The 20,433-nt window shown below is 72.0% G+C and carries 19 protein-coding genes; 9 read left to right on the top strand and 10 right to left on the bottom strand.

Translation table 11 applies throughout. The features are described 5' to 3' along the window. Positions 1-124 precede the first annotated feature (124 nt). From pepN to ACFVDP_RS33800, 3 genes are all read right to left on the bottom strand, one after another. On the bottom strand, positions 125-2,641 hold the full coding sequence (pepN, locus tag ACFVDP_RS33810; protein WP_383498125.1) for an aminopeptidase N: 2,517 nt from the start codon (positions 2,639-2,641) through the stop codon (positions 125-127). Between the two features lie 171 nt (positions 2,642-2,812). Further along, positions 2,813-3,160, bottom strand: coding sequence for a chorismate mutase (locus tag ACFVDP_RS33805; RefSeq protein ID WP_383498123.1), 348 nt, complete (start codon positions 3,158-3,160; stop codon positions 2,813-2,815). 6 nt (positions 3,161-3,166) lie between these two features. Further along, entirely contained in the window at positions 3,167-4,054 is an 888-nt protein-coding gene (locus ACFVDP_RS33800; RefSeq protein ID WP_383498121.1) for a helix-turn-helix domain-containing protein, read from the bottom strand. Positions 4,055-4,199: 145 nt separating this feature from the next. Between ACFVDP_RS33800 and ACFVDP_RS33795 the strand changes: the two genes are divergently transcribed. Further along, positions 4,200-5,948 (top strand): beta-galactosidase, encoded by a 1,749-nt coding sequence (locus ACFVDP_RS33795; protein WP_383498119.1) that lies wholly within the window; start codon positions 4,200-4,202, stop codon positions 5,946-5,948. A 298-nt stretch (positions 5,949-6,246) separates the two neighbouring features. Beyond that, the gene (locus tag ACFVDP_RS33790) at positions 6,247-7,152 is read left to right on the top strand and encodes a hypothetical protein (protein WP_383498117.1); all 906 of its coding nucleotides are present in this window, start codon (positions 6,247-6,249) and stop codon (positions 7,150-7,152) included. Positions 7,153-7,201: 49 nt separating this feature from the next. On the opposite strand, the gene ACFVDP_RS33785 is transcribed toward ACFVDP_RS33790, so the two are convergent. After that, the gene (locus ACFVDP_RS33785; RefSeq protein WP_383498115.1) at positions 7,202-8,137 is read right to left on the bottom strand and encodes an SDR family oxidoreductase; all 936 of its coding nucleotides are present in this window, start codon (positions 8,135-8,137) and stop codon (positions 7,202-7,204) included. 1 nt (position 8,138) lies between these two features. Then, entirely contained in the window at positions 8,139-8,888 is a 750-nt protein-coding gene (locus ACFVDP_RS33780) for an SDR family oxidoreductase (protein WP_383498113.1), read from the bottom strand. 86 nt (positions 8,889-8,974) lie between these two features. On the opposite strand from ACFVDP_RS33780, the gene ACFVDP_RS33775 reads away from it, so the two are divergent. The 4 genes from ACFVDP_RS33775 to ACFVDP_RS33760 are packed head-to-tail and all read left to right on the top strand — an operon-like array spanning position 8,975 to position 12,535. Further along, positions 8,975-9,760: an enoyl-CoA hydratase family protein gene (locus tag ACFVDP_RS33775; protein WP_383498111.1), complete on the top strand. Its 786-nt coding sequence runs from the start codon at positions 8,975-8,977 to the stop codon at positions 9,758-9,760. A gap of 41 nt (positions 9,761-9,801) precedes the next feature. Continuing rightward, positions 9,802-10,701: a CoA transferase subunit A gene (locus tag ACFVDP_RS33770; protein WP_383498109.1), complete on the top strand. Its 900-nt coding sequence runs from the start codon at positions 9,802-9,804 to the stop codon at positions 10,699-10,701. Further along, positions 10,698-11,453, top strand: a complete 756-nt coding sequence (locus ACFVDP_RS33765) for a CoA-transferase subunit beta (RefSeq protein WP_383498107.1) — start codon at positions 10,698-10,700, stop codon at positions 11,451-11,453. Before ACFVDP_RS33770 ends, ACFVDP_RS33765 begins: the two co-directional genes overlap by 4 nt. Next, positions 11,450-12,535, top strand: a complete 1,086-nt coding sequence (locus tag ACFVDP_RS33760) for an NAD(P)H-dependent flavin oxidoreductase (RefSeq protein ID WP_383498105.1) — start codon at positions 11,450-11,452, stop codon at positions 12,533-12,535. The genes ACFVDP_RS33765 and ACFVDP_RS33760 overlap by 4 nt, the downstream gene beginning before the upstream one ends. A 30-nt stretch (positions 12,536-12,565) precedes the next feature. On the opposite strand, the gene ACFVDP_RS33755 is transcribed toward ACFVDP_RS33760, so the two are convergent. The 5 genes from ACFVDP_RS33755 to ACFVDP_RS33735 all read right to left on the bottom strand — a co-directional run bounded on the left by ACFVDP_RS33755 (position 12,566) and on the right by ACFVDP_RS33735 (position 17,282). After that, positions 12,566-14,182, bottom strand: coding sequence for a DEAD/DEAH box helicase (locus ACFVDP_RS33755; RefSeq protein ID WP_383498103.1), 1,617 nt, complete (start codon positions 14,180-14,182; stop codon positions 12,566-12,568). A 93-nt stretch (positions 14,183-14,275) separates the two neighbouring features. Next, positions 14,276-14,479 carry a cold-shock protein gene (locus tag ACFVDP_RS33750; RefSeq protein ID WP_004985680.1) on the bottom strand — a complete coding sequence of 68 codons (204 nt, stop codon included), beginning with the start codon at positions 14,477-14,479 and terminating at the stop codon, positions 14,276-14,278. A gap of 179 nt (positions 14,480-14,658) precedes the next feature. Then, complete coding sequence (locus ACFVDP_RS33745; protein WP_383498101.1) at positions 14,659-15,816, bottom strand: acetyl-CoA C-acetyltransferase; 1,158 nt, start codon at positions 15,814-15,816, stop codon at positions 14,659-14,661. 34 nt (positions 15,817-15,850) lie between these two features. Then, positions 15,851-16,471, bottom strand: a complete 621-nt coding sequence (locus tag ACFVDP_RS33740) for a TetR/AcrR family transcriptional regulator (RefSeq protein ID WP_383498099.1) — start codon at positions 16,469-16,471, stop codon at positions 15,851-15,853. A 28-nt stretch (positions 16,472-16,499) separates the two neighbouring features. After that, a complete protein-coding gene (locus ACFVDP_RS33735; protein ID WP_383498097.1) occupies positions 16,500-17,282 on the bottom strand; it encodes an SDR family oxidoreductase in 783 nt (260 codons plus the stop codon). 123 nt (positions 17,283-17,405) lie between these two features. Between ACFVDP_RS33735 and ACFVDP_RS33730 the strand changes: the two genes are divergently transcribed. Genes ACFVDP_RS33730 through ACFVDP_RS33720 form a run of 3 tightly spaced genes read left to right on the top strand, consistent with a single transcriptional unit; the run spans position 17,406 to position 20,412 of the window. Further along, a complete protein-coding gene (locus tag ACFVDP_RS33730) occupies positions 17,406-18,278 on the top strand; it encodes an enoyl-CoA hydratase (RefSeq protein WP_383498095.1) in 873 nt (290 codons plus the stop codon). Continuing rightward, the gene (locus ACFVDP_RS33725) at positions 18,278-19,417 is read left to right on the top strand and encodes an acyl-CoA dehydrogenase family protein (protein WP_383498268.1); all 1,140 of its coding nucleotides are present in this window, start codon (positions 18,278-18,280) and stop codon (positions 19,415-19,417) included. The genes ACFVDP_RS33730 and ACFVDP_RS33725 overlap by 1 nt, the downstream gene beginning before the upstream one ends. Beyond that, complete coding sequence (locus tag ACFVDP_RS33720; RefSeq protein ID WP_383498093.1) at positions 19,417-20,412, top strand: acyl-CoA dehydrogenase family protein; 996 nt, start codon at positions 19,417-19,419, stop codon at positions 20,410-20,412. The genes ACFVDP_RS33725 and ACFVDP_RS33720 overlap by 1 nt, the downstream gene beginning before the upstream one ends. Positions 20,413-20,433: the final 21 nt, after the last annotated feature.

Genomic DNA, 20,433 nt, shown 5'->3' with positions numbered 1-20,433 from the left:
TGAAGGGCGGGGCGGGCAGGAGCGGGAACGGCCGCGCCCCCGGGGTCCGCTCGTGGCGGGCCGGGGGCGCGGCTGATCGTGGGGCGCGGAGCTGTCGTGAGGCTGTCCTGGGGCTGTCGTGGGTCTAGGACTTCTGGGTTCCGCGGGCCTTCAACACGCGCGCCAGGTCGTCGAGTTGGTCGGCGAGGCGGCGGCGCAGGGACGGGCTGGGGTTGTCGTTCGCCAGGCACTGTTCGCCGAGGCGGAGGGTGTCGGTGTCGATGGCGTGTTCGGGGAACGCGTAGCGCCCGACGGCGGCGGCGATGGCGGGGCCGCGCCGCTCGGCGAGGGCGGTGGCGTCGGTGAAGTAGCGGGGGATGTAGGAGCGCAGCAGGTCGGCCTGTTCGGGCTGCCAGAAGCCCTGGGCGGTGGCGGTGAACAGGTAGTTGGACAGGTCGCGCTCGGGGTCGGTGGTGAACAGGGCGTCCCACGCGGCGGCCTTGGCCTGCGGGTCGGGCAGCGCGGCGTGGCAGCGGGCGGCGCCCTCCTGGCCGACGGCGCTGGGGTCGTGGGCGAGTTCGGCCTCGATGACGGCGTCGTCGACGGCGCCGAGGACGCTGAGCCGGCCGAGGATGCGCCAGCGCAGTTCGGGGTCGAGTTCGGGGCCGCCGGGGACGGCGCCGGAGTCGTACCAGTCGCGGATGACGTCGGCGTACTGGGCGGCGTCGATGAGGTGGCGTACGGCGGTCAGGCGCAGGCCGGGGTGGCTGCCGTCCTCGGTGCGGCGGACGAGGTCCTCGCACAGGGTGGTGAGGAGGGTGAGGGCGGCGGGCCGGTCGGCGGGCGCGGTGCAGCGGTCGGCGACCTGGGTGTGGGCGAAGGCGAGGACGCCCTGGACGATGGCGAGGTCGGTCTCTGCGGGCAGGTGGGCGGCGGCGGTCTCCAGGTAGGCGGCGGGCTCCAGTTGGCCGTCGCGGACCATGTCGCGCAGGGTGTTCCACACGACGGCCCGGGTGAGGGGGTCGGGGATGCCGGACAGGCCGCGCAGGGCGGCTTCCTCGGACGCGGGGTCGAGGCGGACCTTGGCGTAGGTGAGGTCCTGGTCGTTGGGGACGATCAGGGCGGGGCGGGCGCCGTGGAAGGTGCGGGGCTCGCCGGGCACGTCGACGTCGATGCGGTCGCGCAGGACGAAGGCGCGGCCGGCCGAGGTGTCCGCGGGGGCGTGGTCGTAGAGGCCGACGGCGATGCGGTGCGGGCGGCCGCCCTGCTGGTCGAGGGTGAGGGTCCAGGACTCCGGGTCCGCGGGGGCCTCGGTGACCCGGGCGGTGAGGGTGTCGACGCCGGTGGTGCGCAGCCAGGTGTCGGCCCAGGCGTGGACGTCGCGGTCGGTGCCGGAGGCGAGTGACTCGATGAAGTCGGCGAGGGTGGCGTTGCCGAACTTGTGGCGTGCGAAGTGGGTGTTGATGCCGGCGAGGAAGTCCTTCTCGCCGAGCCAGGCGACGAGCTGGCGCAGCGCGGAGGCGCCCTTGGCGTAGGAGATCCCGTCGAAGTTGAGGAGCGCGGAGGCGGTGTCGGGGACGTCCTCGGGGGCGACGGGGTGGGTGGAGGGCCGCTGGTCGGCGTCGTAGCCCCAGGCCTTGCGGGCGATGCCGAAGTCGACCCAGGTGTCCTTGAAGCGGGTGGCCTCGGTGAGGGTCTGGTAGCCCATGTACTCGGCGAACGACTCGTTCAGCCAGATGTCGTCCCACCACTTGAGGGTGACGAGGTCGCCGAACCACATGTGGGCCATCTCGTGGGCGATCACCATGGCGCGGGTCTGTCGCTCGGTGTCGGTGACGGCGGAGCGGTAGACGAACTCGTCGCGGAAGGTGACGAGGCCGGGGTTCTCCATCGCGCCGGCGTTGAACTCGGGGACGAACGCCTGGTCGTAGGAGTCGAAGGGGTAGGGCTCGTCGAACTTCTCGTGGTAGCGGTCGTAGCAGGCGCGTGTGGCGTCGAGGATCTCGTCGGCGTCGGCGTCGAGGTGGGGCGCGAGCGAGCGGCGGCAGTGCAGGCCGAAGGGCAGACCGCGGTGTTCGGTGCGGATGGAGTGCCAGGGGCCGGCGGCGACGGCGACGAGGTAGGTCGACAGGAGGGGTGTCGTGGTGGCGCGCCACTTTCCGTCGCCGAGGTGCTCGGTGACGCCGTTGGCGAGGACGGTCCAGCCTTCGGGGGCGGTGACGGTGAGGTCGAAGACGGCCTTGAGGTCGGGCTGGTCGAAGGCGGCGAAGACGCGCTGGATGTCGTCGAGGAACAGCTGCGTGTAGAGGTAGGTCTCGCCGTCGGTGGGGTCGGTGAAACGGTGCATGCCCTCGCCGGTGTGCGAGTAGCGCATGACGGCGTCGAGCACGAGTTCGTGCTCGCCCTCGGCGAGGCCGGGCAGCGGCAGCCGGTTGTCGTCGAGGGCGGCGGGGTCGAGCGGCTGCCCGTCGAGGGTGACGGTGCGCAGCTCGGCCGGCTTGACCTCGACGAAGGTGTCTCCCGCGGTGTGCGCCGTGAAGCGGATCGCGGTGCGGGAGTCGAAGGTGTCGGGGCCGCGGTTCAGGTCGAGGTCCACGGTGTAGTGGTGGACCTCGATGAGCTGGGCTCGGGTCTGCGCTTCGTCGCGCGTCAGTACGGGCATGGGGCCATGCTGCCCTACGCCTCCGGCGGTGCGCCCTGCAAGGGGCGCGGGGCTGTGTCTCTCAGCGGCTCCGCCGCGGGGCGCGGCCAGCCACGACGGCGCCGCACTCGGAAACGGTGCTGAGGTCCCGGGGCGCTGCCCCGGACCCCGCTCCTCAATCGCCGGAGGGGCTCAGTCCGACTGCCCCGAGTTGGCGGCGATCTGCTCGTGGTGCCGGATGACCTCGGAAATAATGAAATTGAGGAACTTCTCGGCGAAGGCCGGGTCCAGTTTGGCGTTCTCGGCGAGCTGGCGCAGGCGCTCGATCTGGCGGGCCTCGCGGTTCGGGTCCGCCGGGGGCAGCGCGTGCTGGGCCTTGAGGTGGCCGACCTGCTGGGTGCACTTGAAGCGCTCGGCGAGCATGTGGACGACGGCGGCGTCGATGTTGTCGATGCTGTCGCGCAGCCGGCCGAGCTCGGCACGGACCGCGGGGTCGACTTCGGCCTTGCCGGTGTCCGTCTGGGGATTGCTGGTGGTCATGACGGATCAGCCTACGTGGAGCATCGGCGGGTCGTCAGGGTCGGGGATCTTGTCCGACCAGCCGCCGGGAACGGCGCGGCCCTGCTGTTCGCGGAAGCGCACGGGCGCGATGCCGACGCGGCGGGTGAACAGGCGCGAGAAGTAGGCGGGGTCGTCGTAGCCGACGCGGCGGGCGACGGCGGCGACGGGCAGTTCGGTGGCGGCGAGGAGTTCCTTGGCGCGGCCGAGCCGGATGCCGAGGAGGTAGTCCTTGGGGCTGCGGCCGGCGCCTCGGCGGACGGCGGTGCGCAGTTCGGCGGGGGTCATGCCGTGCCGGGCGGCGTGCTCGGCGACGGACAGCGGCTGGAAGGCGTCGCGGGCGAGTGCCTGGAGGACGGGGTCGCCGTCGGGGGCCATGTCGGCGCGGGCGCGGCGCAGGGCGACGAGGAGTTCGTGGACGGCGGCGCCGGTCTCGACCTCCAGGAGGGGGTTGCCGCGGCGGGCGGCGCGGGCGATGCGGCCGACGGCGGCGCGGGCCTGGGCGGCGTCGGAGAGGGGGACGACGGGCCGGTCGGGTTCGATGTAGCCGAGTTCGGTGTACGTGGCCGTGGCCGGTCCGGTGAAGTCGACGAAGCACTCGTCCCAGCCGGTGCCGGGGGCGGCGCCGTAGTGGTGGGGGCGGCCCGGGGTGAGCCAGATGAGGACCGGTGCGGTGAGGGTGGTGCGGCGTCCGTCGGCGTCCTGGAACCAGCCGCTGCCCGCGGTGACGACGACGGCGACGTGATGGTCGAGGGTGCGCGGTCCGACGGTGGGCAGCAGGCCATGCTGGAGTCCGACGCCGAGACAGACCAGGCCGAGCCGGTGGTGGACGGGGCTGGGCGTGAAGTAGCGCATCCAGGTGTGGTAGGCGGACATGAGCCCCTCCTGTGGTGTGCTGCGGTGCGTGTGCCCCTTCGGCGGTCCAACAACAGCCGATCTTTGTCCATGGACCGGGTTGTCCGCCAGAGGTCACAGTGACGGCGGGTGGGCGAGACGTCCAGCAGGCAAAAGGGAGCACGTGATGGCCGAGTTCAGGGTGGGCGAGGACGACTTCGAGGTGGACGGCCGGCCGGTGCGTCTGCTGTCGGGTGCGTTGCACTATTTCCGGGTGCACGAGGAGCAGTGGTCGCACCGGCTGGGGATGCTGCGGGCGATGGGCCTGAACTGTGTGGAGACGTACGTCCCGTGGAATCTGCACGAGCCGGGTCCCGGCCGGTTCGACGACGTGGCGGCGGTGGGGCGGTTCCTGGACGCGGCGCGGGAGGCGGGGCTGTGGGTGATCGTCCGGCCCGGCCCGTACATCTGTGCCGAGTGGGAGAACGGTGGGCTTCCGCACTGGCTGACCGGGCCTCTGGGGTCGCGGATCCGGACGCGGGATGCGGAGTTCGTGTCCGCTGTGGAGCGCTGGTTCCGGGTGCTGCTGCCGTACGTGGTGGAGCGGCAGGTCGACCGGGGCGGGCCGGTGATCATGGTGCAGGTGGAGAACGAGTACGGCAGTTACGGCTCGGACGCCCGCTATCTGCGCTCCCTCGCCGACCTCCTGGTCGAGCTGGGGGTGAGCGTGCCGCTGTTCACCTCGGACGGTCCGGACGAGCACATGCAGTCGGGCGGTTCGATTCCGGGCATTCTGGCGACGGCGAATTTCGGCTCCCGCGCGCGCGAGAGCTTCGCGATGCTGCGCAAGCACCGGCCCAAGGGGCCCTTGATGTGCGCGGAGTTCTGGTGCGGGTGGTTCGACCACTGGGGCGCGGAGCACACGACGCGGGACGCGCAGGACGCGGCGCGGGCGCTGGAGGAGATCCTCGACTGCGGGGCGTCGGTGAATCTGTACATGGCGCACGGCGGGACGAGCTTCGGCGGCTGGGCGGGGGCGAACCGGGGCGGTGGCGCTCTGCACGACGGCACACTGCAGCCGGACGTCACCTCCTACGACTACGACGCCCCGATCGACGAGTTCGGCCGCCCCACCGAGAAGTTCCGGCTGTTCCGGGAGATTCTCGGCCGGTACGCGGACGGGCCGCTGCCCGAGGTGCCCGAGCAGCCGGCCGCGCTGGCGGCGCCCGTCTCGGCCGGGCTGACGTCGTTCACGCCGCTGGAGGGGGTGCTCGACGCGCTGGGCGGGCCGGAGACGGAGCATGCCGTGCCGCCGTCGTTCGAGGCGCTGGACGTGGACCGCGGCCTCGTGCGGTACGCGGTGACGGTGCCGGGGCCGCGCGGGCCGTACGAGCTGCGGGCCCGGGGGCTGCGGGATCTCGCGGTCGTGTACGTGGACGGGGAGCGGGCCGGTGTCCTCACCGAGGAGGAGCCGGCGCTCGCCGGGCCGGTGTTCGGGCACACACGGGTGGAGCTGTGGGCGGAGTCGCTGGGCCGCGTCAACTACGGGCCGCGCCTGGGCGAACCGAAGGGCATCACGGGCGGTCTGCTGCACGAACGGCAGTACCTGCACGGAGTCCGGGCGCGAGGCCTGCGGCTCGACGCGTTCACCGCTGACGCGGTGGCGGGGTTGCCGGACACGGCGCCGGGCGCGGGGGCGCGGGGTCTGTACCGGGGCGTGGTCGAGGTGTCCGGGGCCGGGGACGCCGCGCTCGAACTGCCCGGCTGGGGGCGGGGGTTCGTGTGGGTGAACGGCTTCTGCCTCGGCCGGTACTGGTCCGTCGGCCCGCAGAAGTCTCTGTACGTTCCCGGGCCGGTGCTGCGCGAGGGCGTGAACGATGTGTGGGTGCTGGAACTGGACGAGGCGGCTGACGAGGTGCGGGTCCGTCTGACGTAGGGGCCCGTTCTCGTGTGCGGGCCCGGTGGGGCTTCTCGCGCAGTTCCCCGCGCCCCTGGAAGCGAGCTCTGCTCGCCCAGGGGCGGCCGAGCGACGGCGCCCCCGAAGGGGAAGGCGCGCGTCAGCGCATGCCTTCAGGGGCGCGGGGAACTGCGCGAGAAGAGGCCACCGGCCGGCACACGAACGACAACCCCACCCGGCAGACGCAGCAGCGCATGCTGTTCGGGAACGACCCGGGCGCCGTACGCTGGAAATGCTGGGCCCGGGCACGGGCCCCGCGGGGTCAGGGGGTGCGCACGTGGGGAACGGCGGATCGGTGGTGCACGGCTACCCACACCTGGAAACCGTACGGTCGGCGATCACCGCGCTGTACAAGCGCCTCTCCTACGACACGGTGCACACCTTCGCGACCAGCGTCCTCCCGGCGGACGTGGCCTTCTGCGACCAGGACGATCTGCACATGGGCGCGCAGCGGGTGGCGCACGAACTGGTGCGGCACTACCACCTGCCGGACGCCCGGATGATCGTGAGCTTCCGCGAGATGGAGCACGCGGCGAGTGTCGAACTGGCGGCGGGGCCCGAGTACTTCATCGAGCTGAACGACCGGTTCCGTACGCACCGGCGAGACATCGGCGCAGCTCTGGCGCACGAGATCATGCATGTGTACCTGCATCGCCTGGACCTGTCGTTCCCGGGGACGCGGGACAACGAGATCCTCACCGACGCCGCGGCGACATATCTGGGCGCGGGCTGGCTGCTGCTGGACGCGTACCGGGAGGACGCGGCGTCGTCGCAGAAGCTGGGCTATCTGACTCCCGAGGAGTTCGGGTACGTGCTGGCGAAGCGGTCGCTGGCGTTCGGGGAGGCGCCGGAGACGTGGTTCACCAGCGCTCAGGCGTACACGGCGTACACCAGGGGTCTGGCGCAGGCCCGGCGCGACGAGCAGCAGCCGCCGCTGACGGCCGCCGGCTGGGCGGGCCGGCGCCGGTACGCGAAGGACCGCCGCTACGCGCAGGACCACGGGGCGCGGGGTCCCGTGCCCACCGGCCCCTACGCGTTCTCCACGGACGGGCCGCAGGGTCGCGACGGGCTGCGGGTGGCGTTCCCCTGTCCGACGTGTCATCAGCGGATCCGGGTCCCGGTACGCGGCCGGGTCCGGGCCCGGTGCGGACTGTGCCGCACGGTCCTGGAGTGCGACACGTGACCCTCCAGGGGCGCGGGGAACGGCGCACCCCACGCACCCGAACCCACGTCTACTCCTGGGCCCCATAGACCACCCCCGGCGCAGCGGCCCGCCCCAGAAGCTCCCGTGCCGCCTCCCCCGCCCCCGACGGAGTCCATCGCGCCCCCTTGTCGGCCGTCGGTCCGGGTCGCCAGCCCTCCATGACGGTGATGCGGCCGGCCTCCACCTCGAAGACCCGGCCCGTCACCCCGTCACTCGGCGCCCCGGAACCGAGCCACACCACCAGCGGCGACACGTTCTCCGGAGCCATGGCGTCGAACGCCCCCTCTCCGGGCGCGGCCATGGTCTCGGCGAACGTGGCCTCCGTCATCCGGGTGCGGGCAGCCGGCGCGATCGCGTTGACCTGGATCCCGTACCGTCCCATCTCCGCCGCGGCGACCAGGGTCAGCCCCAGGATCCCGGCCTTGGCGGCGCTGTAGTTCCCCTGCCCGACCGAGCCCAACAGCCCCGCGCCGGAGGAGGTGTTGACGACTCGGGCCGCCGGTGTCCGGCCCGCCTTCGCCTCCGCCCTCCAGTACGCGGCGGCGTGCTTGAGCGGCAGGAAGTGCCCCTTGAGATGGACCCGCATCACGGCGTCCCAGTCGTCCTCCGCCAGGTTCACCAGCATCCGGTCCCGCAGGAACCCGGCGTTGTTCACCAAGGTGTCCAGGCGCCCGAAGCCGTCGACGGCCGCGGCGACCAGTGACGCGGCGCCCTCCGATGTCGCTATGTCGCCGCCGTGCGCCACCGCCTGCCCGCCCGACGCCCTTATCTCCTCGACCACTTGCGCGGCGGGGCTGTCGGCCGCGGGCACTCCGTCGAGTCCCACTCCCAGGTCGTTCACCACGACCTTCGCCCCCTCCGCCGCGTAGGCGAGGGCGTGTGCCCGGCCGAGCCCGCGCCCAGCTCCGGTCACCGCGACCACGCGTCCCGCGCACAGCCCCGCACTGTCACCCGTGTCCGTCATCTCAGGCCTCCTTGTTGACCGTTGCGGCATCCAGAAACGCGGGGCGCTCCCCGCCACCGTGCACGAGCAGGCTCGAACCGGTGATGTACGAGGCCGCGTCCGACGCGAGGAACACGGCCGCCTCCCCTATCTCGCGCGGCTCGGCCAGCCGGCCGAGCGGCACGGTCGCGCCGACCGCGGCGATGCCGTCCTCGTCGCCGTAGTGCAGCGCGGAGAGTTCGGTGCGCACCATGCCGAGCACCAGAGTGTTCACCCGTATCTGCGGCGCCCATTCGACGGCCATGGTCCGCGCCAGATTGTCCAGGCCCGCCTTCGCCGCTCCGTAGGCCGCCGTGCCCGGTGACGGGCGGGTGCCGCTGACGCTGCCGATCATCACGATCGAGCCGCGCGCGGCCGCGAGGTGTTCGCGGGCGGCCAGCGAGGCGGTCAGCGGCGCCGTCAGGTTCAGCTCGATCACCCGGGCGTGCCGCTCGGCGTCGCTCTCGCCGAGCAGGCGGTACGGCGTCCCGCCCGCGTTGTTGACCAGGACGTCCACCCGGTCGAGCGCCGCGAACAGTTCGCGGACGGCTACGGCGTCCCGCAGATCCACCGGCACGAACTCACAGCCCTCCAGGGGCACTTCGGGTGGTCTGCGGGCGCACACCACGACCCGCGCCCCGGCCCGCACGAACGCCTGCGCGACCCCGGCACCCACTCCCCTCGTACCGCCCGTCACCACGGCTGTTCGCCCGCTCAGATCCGTCCTGTCCATCCCCGCACCCATTCCCTGGACTCCCGCTGCCTGCTACCGTCGTCGTCGTACCAAACAAACGTTAGGTGGAAAGGTAGCTGAACGCCATGGGTGTCTCCACCTCCTCACCCGAAAAGGGGATCGCGGTCGTCACGGTCGACTTCCCTCCGGTCAACGCGCTGCCGGTGCGGGGCTGGCACGACCTGGCCGACGCGGTGACCGCCGCGGGCCGCGACCCGGACATCACCTGCGTGATCCTCACCGCCGCCGAGGGCAGCCGTGGGTTCAACGCGGGAGTGGACATCAAGGAGATGCAGCGCGAGACGGCGTCCGCGTCCGGCGGTCCGGGCGGCCACGCGGCTCTGATCGGCGCGAACCGCGGCTGCTACGAGGCGTTCTCGGCGGTGTACCGGTGCGAGGTCCCGGTGATCGCCGCGGTGGCCGGGTTCTGCCTGGGCGGCGGGATCGGCCTGGTGGGGAACGCGGACGCGATCGTGGCCAGCGACGACGCCACCTTCGGCCTCCCCGAGCTGGACCGCGGCGCGCTCGGCGCCGCCACCCACCTCTCGCGCCTGGTCCCCCAGCACCTGATGCGCGCGCTCTTCTACACCTCGCGCACCGCCACCGCCGCCGAGCTGCACTCCCACGGCTCGGTGTGGAAGGTGGTGCCGAGAGCCGGCCTCCACGAGGCGGCGATCGAGCTGGCCCGTGAAATTGCCCGCAAGGACGGCTATCTCATCCGTCTCGCGAAGGCCGCGCTCAACGGCATCGACCCCGTCGACGTCCACCACAGCTACCGCTTCGAGCAGGGCTTCACCTTCGAGGCGAATCTCAGCGGGGTCGCCGACCGCGTACGCGACACGTTCGGACAGGCCGGACAGGAGACCGACTGACCATGCCCGACAAGGCAGATGCGACAGACGAGACAGACAAGATGAACAAGGCGAATGACGCGACCGGCTCAGACACGGCCCCCGGCACGGACAAGACGATGTCGCCGGACGAGGTCGTCGCCCGCTTGCGCAGCGGCATGACGATCGGCATCGGCGGCTGGGGCTCGCGCCGCAAGCCGATGGCACTGGTGCGCGCGCTGCTGCGCAGCGACGTCACGGATCTGACCGTCGTCTCGTACGGCGGCCCCGACGTCGGGATGCTCGCCGCGGCGGGCAGGATCCGCAAGCTGGTCGCCGCGTTCGTCACGCTCGACTCCATCCCGCTGGAGCCGAACTTCCGGGCGGCCCGCCAGCAGGGCGCGTTCGAGCTGATGGAGGTCGACGAGGCCATGTTCATGTGGGGGCTGCACGCCGCGGCGAACCGGCTGCCGTTCCTGCCGGTCCGTGCGGGCATCGGCTCGGACGTCATGCGGGTCAATCCGGACCTGCGGACCGTCACCTCGCCGTACGAGGACGGGGAGACGTTCGTCGCGATGCCCGCCCTGCGTCTGGACGCCGCGCTGGTCCACGTGAACCGCGCGGATCGCGCGGGCAACGGCCAGTACCTGGGCCCCGACCCGTACTTCGACGACCTGTTCTGCGAGGCGGCCGACGCGGCGTACGTCTCCTGCGAGCGGCTCGTCGACCCCGCGGACGGCTTCGGGAAGGACGTCGTACCGCAGTCACTGCTGGTGAAGCGGCATGCGGTGACCGGCGTCGTCGAGACGCCGAACGGCGCGCACTTCACGTCCTGCGCCCCCGACTACGACCGCGACGAGGCGTTCCAGAAGATGTACGCGACGACGCCCTGGCCCGATTTCGCGGCCCGTTTCCTGCCGCACGACGGCGACGAGAAGCAGTATCGGTCCGCCGTACAGGCCTGGCACGAGGAGCAGAAGTGACCACGTCCGCAGCTGTCGTCACCCGGGCCGAGTACTGCGTGATCGCCTGCGCCGAGGCCTGGCGGGACAATGGGGAAGTACTGGCCAGCCCCATGGGCCTGATCCCGTCGATCGGGGCGCGGCTGGCCAGGCGGACCTTCTCGCCCGACCTGATGCTCACCGACGGCGAGGCCATGCTGGTCGGTCTCGACGGCTCGCCGGAGGGCTGGATCCCCTACCGGCAGCATCTGACGATGGTCACCGGCGGCGACCGGCACGTGATGATGGGCGCGAGCCAGCTCGACCGGTTCGGCAACCAGAACATCTCGTGCATCGGCGACTGGAGCCGCCCCGACCGGCAGTTGCTGGGAGTGCGCGGAGCGCCCGTCAACACGCTGAACAATCCGGTGAGTTACTGGGTGCCCAAGCACAGCACGCGCGTGTTCGTCGAGAAGGTCGACATGATCAGCGGGGTGGGCTACGACAGTGCGGCCGCCGCCGGACCTTCGGCGACCCGGTACCACCGGCTGCCTCGCGTCGTGACGAATCTGGCGGTCCTGGACTTCGCGACGCCGGACCACTCGATGCGGCTGGCGTCCGTGCACCCGGGCGTCACGGTGGAGGAGGTGCGGGAGGCCACCGGGTTCGCGCTGACGCTGCCGGAGGGCGGCGAGGTGCCGTTCACCCGCGAGCCGACCCCCGCCGAGCTGCGGCTGATCCGCGAGGTCATCGACCCGAAGGACACGCGCGAGCGCGAGGTCAGGTCCGTATGAGCGAGGTCGGGCCCGCGCAGGCCGCGTTCACGATTCCCACCGCGTTCACCGAGCTCACCGGTGTCCGCCATCCCATCGTCCAGACCGGGATGGGGTGGGTGGCGGGCCCCCGGCTCGTGTCCGCGGCGGCGAACGCGGGGGCGCTCGGCATCCTCGCCTCGGCGACCATGACGCTCGATCAACTCCGCGTCGCCGTAAGGGAGGTCAAGTCCCGCACCGACCGGCCCTTCGGGGTCAATCTGCGGGCCGACGCGGGTGACGCGCGCGAGCGGGTCGAGGTGATCGTGGCCGAGGGGGTGAAGGTGGCCTCGTTCGCGCTCGCCCCCTCCCGTGAGCTGATCGCCGAGCTGAAGGACGCGGGGGTCGTCGTGATCCCCTCCATCGGCGCGCGCCGGCATGCCGAGAAGGTCGCGGCGTGGGGCGCGGACGCGGTGATCGTGCAGGGCGGGGAGGGCGGCGGCCACACGGGGGACGTGGCGACATCCGTGCTTCTCCCGCAGGTCGTGGACGCCGTCGACATACCGGTGGTCGGGGCGGGCGGCTTCCACGACGGGCGCGGCCTGGTCGCCGCGCTCGCCTACGGGGCGGCGGGGATCGCGATGGGCACGCGTTTCCTGCTCACCTCCGACTCCACCGTGCCGGACGCGGTGAAGGCGAAGTATCTGGCGGCGAGCGTCAAGGACGTCACGGTGACGACGGCCGTGGACGGCCTGCCGCACCGCATGCTCCGTACCGATCTGGTCGATTCCCTGGAGAGCAGCGGGCGTACGCGCGCCCTGCTGCATGCCGTCCGACGTGCCGCGGGCTTCAAGAAGCTCTCCGGTCTGGCCTGGTCGCAGATGGTGCGCGACGGGCTCGCCATGAAGCACGGCAAGGACCTCAGCTGGAGCCAGGTCCTGCTCGCCGCCAACACCCCGATGCTGCTGAAGGCCTCCATGGTCGAGGGCCGCACCGACCTCGGTGTCATGGCGTCGGGCCAGGTCGCGGGGCTGATCGAGGATCTGCCCAGCTGCGAGGAGCTGGTGACGCGGGTGATGGCCGAGGCCCGGCACGTGCTCACCACCCTGCCGACAGCAGGGTGATGGGCCGCGTCCCGTCAGATCGCCGTCCGGTTACGCGGCGGCCTGGCGCGGGCCGCGTCCGCGGCGTCCCGCGGCCGCGCCCGCTCCGGAAGCGTTCTTCGCGGCGCCGGCCGCGCCGCCGCCCGAAGTACGTCGTCGCGCGCCGCCCGTAGCGGCCCCCGCTGCCTTCGTCCCGCTCGCGGAGCGCTGGCGCTGCTGCGGCTGACGCTGCTGCCCCTCGGCGGCCGGCTTGCCCGTGCCACCTGCGCGCGAACCGCGCGAGCGGCGCGAGCGGCGCGGCTTCGACGCGTCGCCCGCCGGGGCCACGGGCTCCGGCACGGCGATGGTCACGGCGACACCGGACGGCTCACGAGCGCCGGTGATCTTGACCAGCTCCTCGTCCGTGGAACGGACCTGGGTGGTGGTCGGCCGGATCCCGGCGTGCTGCATCAGGCGCTGCATCTCACGCTTCTGCTCGGGAAGCACGAGCGTGACGACGCTGCCGGACTCACCGGCGCGTGCGGTACGGCCGCCGCGGTGCAGGTAGTCCTTGTGCTCGGTCGGCGGGTCGACGTTGACCACGAGGTCGAGGTCGTCGACGTGGATGCCGCGCGCCGCGACGTTCGTGGCGACGAGCGCGGTGACGCGGCCGTCCTTGAACTGCTCCAGGGTGCGGTTGCGCTGCGGCTGGCTGCGGCCGCCGTGCAGCGGGGCGGCGAAGACGCCGCTGGCGAGCAGCCGCTTGGCGAGCCGGTCGGCGGAGCGCTTGGTGTCGACGAAGAGGATGACGCGCCCGTCGCGGGCGGCGATCCGGGTCGTGACGGCCTTCTTGTCGGTCTCGTCCTGGAGGTGCAGGACGTGGTGCTCCATGGTCGTGACGGCGCCGGCCGACGGGTCGACCGAGTGCACGACGGGGTCGGTGAGGAACTGCTTGACGAGCCGGTCCACGTTGCGGTCGAGCGTCGCCGAGAACAGCATCGTCTGTCCGCCGGCCGCGACCTGCTTGAGGAGCGCGGTGACCTGGGGCATGAACCCCATGTCGGCCATCTGGTCGGCCTCGTCGAGCACCGTGATGCGTACCTGTCCGAGCGCCACGTCGCCGCGCTCGATGAGGTCCTTGAGGCGGCCGGGGGTGGCGACGACGACTTCGGCGCCGCGGCGCAGCTGGCCCGCCTGCCGGGAGATCGACATACCGCCGACGACGGTCGCCATCCGCAGGTTGAGCGCGGTCGCGTACGGGGTGAGGGCGTCGGTGACCTGCTGCGCGAGTTCACGCGTGGGGACGAGGACCAGGGCGAGCGGGGTCTTCGGCTCTGCCTTGGTGCCGGCCGTGCGGGCGAGCAGCGGGAGTCCGAAGGCGAGGGTCTTGCCGGAGCCGGTGCGGCCGCGGCCGAGCAGGTCGCGTCCGGCGAGGGAGTTGGGGAGCGTCGCGGCCTGGATGGGGAACGGCGCGGTGACGCCCTGCGCACTCAGCGTCTTCAGCAGAGCGGCGGGCATGTCGAGGTCGGCGAATTCCGCGACCGGCGGCAGTGCCGGAGTGGTGTTCTCCGGCATGGTGAACTCGCGCGGCGGCGTGGGCTGCTGCCTGCGCTGCTGCTCGGGGGCGCGACGCTTCCCCGCCGCAGGACGAGAGGTGCGGCGGCGGGACGGACGTGCAGAGCTGGTCATGCGGCAGGCCTTCCGGGGACGGGGACAGCATGAGCCGGGGCCCGCACCGACAGCGGTGCGGACCCCGGCCCGGAAATGCTCGATCAGGCGAGATCAGGCGGGAACGATGTTCTCCGCCTGGGGGCCCTTCTGACCCTGGGTGACGTCGAACGTCACCTTCTGGCCCTCCTGGAGCTCACGGAAGCCCGAGGTGGCGATGTTCGAGTAGTGGGCGAAGACGTCGGCGCCGCCGCCGTCCTGCTCGATGAAGCCGAAGCCCTTTTCCGAGTTGAACCACTTCACGGTACCGGTGGCCATGTCATTCTCCTTGAACAGGTAGCAGCCCCCATTCCGAGAACGCTCATGAGAACGCCGGATTCCGGGAACACACCCCGGAAAACAATAATGCGCCTGAGGAACATTCCCGTCAGGCGCACATAAAGTCTATGGGTACCAAAACTGCAACACGGAGACCTTAGCACGGTGGACGTGGATCTTCACAGTCGCTCGATGATCGTCACGTTGGCCTGGCCGCCGCCCTCGCACATGGTCTGCAGTCCGAAGCGTCCGCCGGTGCGCTCCAGCTCGTGGAGCAGGGTGGTCATCAGCTTCACTCCGGTCGCGCCGAGGGGGTGGCCGAGGGCGATCGCTCCGCCGTTCACGTTCACCTTGGCGGGGTCGGCGCCGGTCTCCTTCAGCCAGGCGAGGACGACGGGTGCGAACGCCTCGTTGATCTCGACGAGGTCCATGTCGGCGATGCTCATGCCGGTCTTCTTCAGGGCGTACGCGGTGGCGGGGATCGGCGCGGACAGCATGCGGATGGGGTCCTCGCCGCGGACGGAGAGGTGGTGGACGCGGGCACGGGGAGTGAGGCCGTGCTCACGGACCGCCTGCTCGGAGGCGATGAGGAGGGCCGCGGCGCCGTCGGAGACCTGGGAGGAGCAGGCGGCGGTGATGGTGCCGCCCTCGACGACGGGCTTCAGTCCGGCCATCTTCTCCAGGGTGGTGTCGCGGCGCGGGCCCTCGTCGACGTGCACGTCCCCGAAGGCGACGGTCTCGCGCTCGAAGCGGCCCTCGTCGATGGCGCGCAGCGCGCGCTGGTGGGACTGCAGGGCCCACTCCTCCTGGTCGCGGCGGGTGATCCCCCACTTCTCGGCGATCAGCTCGGCGCCGTGGAACTGGTTGACCGGCTGATTCCCGTAGCGGGCGCGCCAGCCCTCGCTGCCGAGGTAGGGGCCGTCGGTGAGGCCGAGGGGTTCGGCGGCCTGGCGGGAGGCGAAGGCGATGGGGATCATCGTCATGTTCTGCACGCCGCCCGCGACGACGAGGTCCTGGGTGCCGGAGAGCACGCCCTGGGCTGCGAAGTGCAGGGCCTGCTGGGAGGAGCCGCACTGCCGGTCGACGGTGACGCCGGGCACCTCCTCGGGGAGGCCCGCCGCCAGCCAGCAGGTGCGGGCGATGTCGCCGGCCTGCGGGCCCACGGTGTCGAGGCAGCCGAAGACGACGTCCTCGACGGCGGCCGGGTCGACGCCGGTGCGGGTGACGAGTTCCTTGAGGACGTGTGCGCCGAGGTCGGCCGGGTGGACACCCGAGAGGCCTCCCTTGCGCCGTCCGACGGGTGTGCGGACCGCTTCGACGATGTAGGCCTCGGCCATGGCGGAACCCTTCTGTGGCTGCGTCTGTGGACGCCTACGGCTGTGTCGGCCGTACGGCGATGCCGTCCAGCACCATCGAGAGGTACTGGCGGGCGATCTCTTCGGGGCTGTGCTGTCCGCCGGGCCGGTACCAGGACGCGGCCACCCAGACGGTGTCGCGCACGAACCGGTAGGTGAGGCGGATGTCGAGGTCGGCGCGGAAGCTCTTGTTCTCGACCCCGCGCTCCAGGGTCGTCAGCCACGCCTTCTCGAACTTGCGCTGGGACGCCGCGAGGAACTCGAACCGCTCCTGCACGGCGAGGTGCTTGGCCTCCTTCTGGAAGATGGCGACGGCGGCGCGGTGCCGGTCGATCTCGCGGAAGGACTCGGTGACGAGGGCCTCCAGGGTCTCCCGGGGCTCGAGTTCGGCTTCGAGCACGGAGTCGTAGCCCGCCCACAGCTCGTCGAGGAAGGACCGCAGGATCTCCTCGAGCATCGATTCCTTGGAGTCGAAGTGGTAGTAGAGGCTGCCGGCGAGCATGCCCGCGTGGTCGGCGATCTTGCGGACGGTGGTGGCGTTGTAGCCCTGGGCCGCGAAGACCTCGGCGGCGGTGTCGAGGAGTTCACGGCGTCGCTCGGGCGATGCGGTCACCTGGGGCTTCTTCTTCGTAGGCACGCGACCATTGTGGTCCCCGTCGGATCGGTCATGGGTGCTGGCTGCTCACCGAGACGGTCTCGCCCGTCATGTACGAGGAGTAGCCGGAGGCGAGGAAGACGATCACATTGGCCACTTCCCACGGCTCGGCGTATCTGCCGAAGGCCTCCTTGCGCGTCAGCTCCGCGAGCAGCTCGGCGGAGGTGACTTTCACCAGGTGGGGGTGCATGGCGAGGCTGGGCGACACCGCGTTGACCCGGACTCCGTACTCGGCTGCTTCCACTGCGGCGCAGCGGGTCAGTGCCATGACGCCCGCCTTGGCCGCCGCGTAGTGGGCCTGGCCCTCCTGGGCGCGCCAGCCCACCACGGAGGCGTTGTTGACGACGACGCCCGTGCGGCCGGTGTCGCGGTAGGCGCGCAGGGCGGCGCGGGTGCAGCGGAACGTGCCGTTCAGCGTCACGTCCAGGACCTTGGTCCACTGGTCGTCGGTCATGTCGACGAGGGCCGAAGTGCCGCCGAGTCCCGCGTTGTTGACGACGATGTCGAGTCCGCCGTGCAGTTCGTGGGCGCGCGCGAAGAGGGCCGTGACCTGCTCCTCGTCGGTGACGTCGCAGGGCAGTGACGCCACCCGTGCGGCGCCGAACTCTTCGGCGAGTGCCTGCTCGGACTCCTTGAGGCGGCGGGCGTGCGCGTCGCTGATGACGATGCGGGCGCCCTCCTCCAGGAATCTGCGGGCGGTGGCGCCGCCGATGCCTGCTCCGGCGGCCGCGGTGATCACCGCTGTGCGGCCGGCGAGCAGGTCGTGCCCCGGTTCGTACGCGGGGGTGGTCATGTCCGTGCCTCCTCGTCTCGGCCGCCTGCCGGGCGGGTCGAGCGGATCCCGTCGGGAGACTCTCGACGCCGCTCATGCCGCTACGGTAACCTACCAAACACTTGTTAGGGAAGGATGATTCCGATGCCCGGACCAGACACCGACGCCGAACCGCCCGTGCTGTACGAGGTCGAGGGCCCTGTCGCCCATGTGACGTTGAACCGGCCGCGGTATCGCAACGCCCAGAACTCGGCGATGACATACGCCCTCGACGAGGCCTTCTACCGCGCCGCGGCGGACTCCGGCGTCAAGGTCGTGGTGCTCGCGGGCGCGGGCGAGCACTTCTCGGCGGGGCACGACATCGGCACCCCGGAGCGCGACGCCCATCTGCCGTTCGAGCGGCGGGCGGGGCTGTGGTGGGACCACTCCGACAAGCAGGGCGCGGAGTCCCGCTTCGCGCGCGAGTCGGAGGTGTATCTGGGGATGTGCCGCCGCTGGCGCGAGCTGCCCAAGCCGGTGATCGCCTCGGTGCACGGGGCGTGTGTCGCGGGCGGGTTGATGCTGGCGTGGGTGTGCGACCTGATCGTGGCGAGCGAGGACGCCTTCTTCGCGGACCCGGTGGTGCGGATGGGGATACCGGGCGTCGAGTACTTCGCGCACCCGTGGGTGATGCCGCCGCGGATCGCGAAGGAGTTCCTGTTCACGGGCGACCGGATGAGCGCGCGCCGGGCGTACGAGGTGGGGATGGTGAACAAGGTGGTGCCGCGGGCCGATCTCGGCGCGCGGACCGACGAGTTGGCGCGGCGGGTGGCGGACATGCCGCGGCTGGGTCTCGCCCTGACCAAGCGCGCGGTGAACCAGGCGGAGGACCTGCAAGGGATGCAGACGGGCATGGACTCGGTGTTCGGCCTGCACCACCTGGCGCACGCGCACAACGCGGAGACGGCGGCCGACCCGCTGGGCGGCATGGACGTGGGAGCGATGAAGCGGGCCGGGGCCGGAAGGGCGGGTGCGTGATGGATCTGGACTTCACCCCGGACGAGGACGCCTTCCGCGCCGAGGCGCGGCGGTGGCTGGCGGCGCACGTCCCGGCCGAGCCGCTGCCGTCCCTGGAGACGGAGGAGGGGTTCGCCGCGCACCGCGTGTGGGAGGCCGAGCTGTCCGCGGACCGCTGGTCGGTGGTGTCGTGGCCCGAGGAGTTCGGGGGCCGGGGCGTCGACATCTTCAAGTGGCTGATCTTCGAGGAGGAGTACTACGCGGCGGGCGGTCCGGGCCGCGTCTCGCAGAACGGCATCAATCTGCTGGCCCCCACCCTCTTCGACCATGCGACGGACGACCAGCGGGCGCGGGTGCTGCCGTCGATGGCGAGCGGCGAGGTGATCTGGGCACAGGCGTGGTCGGAGCCGGAGGCGGGTTCGGACCTGGCGTCCCTGCGGTCGCGGGCGGTGCGCACGGACGGCGGCTGGCTCTTGCGCGGGCAGAAGACGTGGTCGTCGCGGGCCGCGTTCGCGGACCGGGCGTTCGGCATCTTCCGTACGGATCCGGACGCGCCCAAGCCGCACCAGGGGCTCACGTATCTGATGTTCGACCTGCACGCGCCCGGTGTCACGGTCCGCCCGATCGGCCGCCTCGACGGCAAGCCGGCCTTCGCCGAGCTGTTCCTGGACGACGTGTTCGTGCCGGACGAGGACGTGATCGGCGAGCCCGGCCGGGGCTGGCGCATCGCGATGTCGACGACGGGCAACGAGCGGGGGCTGACCCTGCGCTCCCCCGGCCGTTTCCTCGCCTCGGCCGAGCGGCTGCTGCGGCTGTGGCGGGAGCGCGGCGAGGATCCCGCGGTGCGCGACCGGGTGGCGGACGCGCTGATCGGGGCGCGCGCGTACCAGCTGTTCACGTACGGGGGCGCGTCCCGGTTCGCGGCGGGCGACCAGATCGGCGCCGAGTCGAGTCTGAACAAGGTGTTCTGGTCGGAGTACGACATAGCGCTGCACGAGACGGCGCTGGAACTGCTCGGCGCGGACGGTGAGCTGGCGCAGAGCGAGTGGGCCGAGGGGTACGTCTTCTCGCTCGCGGGCCCGATCTACGCGGGGACGAACGAGATACAGCGCGACATCATCGCCGAGCGCCTGCTCGGCCTGCCGAAGGGGCGCCGCTGATGAGGTTCCTGCTGGACGCGGAGCAGGCCGAGTTCGGCCGCACCCTCGACCGGATGCTGGGCGCGGCGGACACCCCGTCGGCGGTCCGGGCGTGGGCGGCCGGCGATCCGGGGCCCGGCCGGGGCCTGTGGTCGCGGATCGCGGAGACGGGCGTCTTCGCTCTCGCCGTGCCCGAGGCGTACGACGGCATGGGCCTGCTGCCGGTCGAGCTGGCTGTGGTGTTCGTGGAGTTGGGGCGGCATGCGGTGCCGGGTCCGGTCGTGGAGACGGCGGCGGCGGCCGTGCTGCTGGCCGGGGCGGCGCGGGACGGCGGGGCGGCGAAGGAGTGGCTGCCGGGGATCGCCGCAGGACGGGCCGTGGTGTCGCTGGGCGCGGGGCCGGGCTCGTACGTGCTGGACGCGGATGCCGCGGACGCCGTGTTCGTCGTGGCCGGGGCCGATGTGCGGCGCGCGACGGTGCGGGGCGAGTGCGTGGAGTCGGCCGATCCGGCGCGGCGGCTGTTCCGGGTCGAGGCCGGTGAGGTGCTCGCCGGGGACGCGGCGCGGGCCGTGGCGCGGGCGACCGGTCTGGCGGCGCTGCTCACCGCTGCGCAGTCGCTCGGGGTCGGCCTCGAACTGCTGCGCAGAACCGTCGAGTACGTCGGGCAGCGCGAGCAGTTCGGGGTGCCGATCGGGACGTTCCAGGCGGTCAAGCACCGGCTCGCGGACGCGCTGCTCGGGCTGGAGTTCGCGCGGCCGCTGGTGTTCGGGGCGGCACTGTCCATGGCGGGCCCGGATGTCGACTCCCCCGGCGCGGGGAGGGACGTGGCGGCGGCGAAGGTGGCGGCGGGCGAGGCGGCGTACCGGGCGGCCCGGGCGGCGCTGCAACTGCACGGCGCGGTGGGTTACACGGAGGAGCTGGACCTGTCGCTCTGGCTGCGGAAGGCGCGGCCGTTGCGGGATGCGTGGGGCACTCCCGCGCAGTGCCGGGCACGTGTGGTGTCCGCCGTGCGGTGAGGAAGGGACATGGCTGGACGG

This window comes from Streptomyces sp. NPDC057694, assembly GCF_042799415.1.
In the GTDB taxonomy this organism is placed as follows: Bacteria; Actinomycetota; Actinomycetes; order Streptomycetales; family Streptomycetaceae; genus Streptomyces.
This window is presented reverse-complemented; position numbering and strand designations above follow the sequence as displayed.

Coding starts and splice junctions, on each gene's coding strand:
- pepN (WP_383498125.1), bottom strand. CDS start 2,641: ATGCCCGTACTGACGCGCGACGAAGCGCAGACCCGAGCCCAGCTCATC.
- ACFVDP_RS33805 (WP_383498123.1), bottom strand. CDS start 3,160: ATGACCACCAGCAATCCCCAGACGGACACCGGCAAGGCCGAAGTCGAC.
- ACFVDP_RS33800 (WP_383498121.1), bottom strand. CDS start 4,054: ATGTCCGCCTACCACACCTGGATGCGCTACTTCACGCCCAGCCCCGTC.
- ACFVDP_RS33795 (WP_383498119.1), top strand. CDS start 4,200: ATGGCCGAGTTCAGGGTGGGCGAGGACGACTTCGAGGTGGACGGCCGG.
- ACFVDP_RS33785 (WP_383498115.1), bottom strand. CDS start 8,137: ATGACGGACACGGGTGACAGTGCGGGGCTGTGCGCGGGACGCGTGGTC.
- ACFVDP_RS33780 (WP_383498113.1), bottom strand. CDS start 8,888: ATGGACAGGACGGATCTGAGCGGGCGAACAGCCGTGGTGACGGGCGGT.
- ACFVDP_RS33775 (WP_383498111.1), top strand. CDS start 8,975: ATGGGTGTCTCCACCTCCTCACCCGAAAAGGGGATCGCGGTCGTCACG.
- ACFVDP_RS33770 (WP_383498109.1), top strand. CDS start 9,802: ATGAACAAGGCGAATGACGCGACCGGCTCAGACACGGCCCCCGGCACG.
- ACFVDP_RS33760 (WP_383498105.1), top strand. CDS start 11,450: ATGAGCGAGGTCGGGCCCGCGCAGGCCGCGTTCACGATTCCCACCGCG.
- ACFVDP_RS33755 (WP_383498103.1), bottom strand. CDS start 14,182: ATGACCAGCTCTGCACGTCCGTCCCGCCGCCGCACCTCTCGTCCTGCG.
- ACFVDP_RS33750 (WP_004985680.1), bottom strand. CDS start 14,479: ATGGCCACCGGTACCGTGAAGTGGTTCAACTCGGAAAAGGGCTTCGGC.
- ACFVDP_RS33745 (WP_383498101.1), bottom strand. CDS start 15,816: ATGGCCGAGGCCTACATCGTCGAAGCGGTCCGCACACCCGTCGGACGG.
- ACFVDP_RS33735 (WP_383498097.1), bottom strand. CDS start 17,282: ATGACCACCCCCGCGTACGAACCGGGGCACGACCTGCTCGCCGGCCGC.
- ACFVDP_RS33730 (WP_383498095.1), top strand. CDS start 17,406: ATGCCCGGACCAGACACCGACGCCGAACCGCCCGTGCTGTACGAGGTC.
- ACFVDP_RS33725 (WP_383498268.1), top strand. CDS start 18,278: ATGGATCTGGACTTCACCCCGGACGAGGACGCCTTCCGCGCCGAGGCG.
- ACFVDP_RS33720 (WP_383498093.1), top strand. CDS start 19,417: ATGAGGTTCCTGCTGGACGCGGAGCAGGCCGAGTTCGGCCGCACCCTC.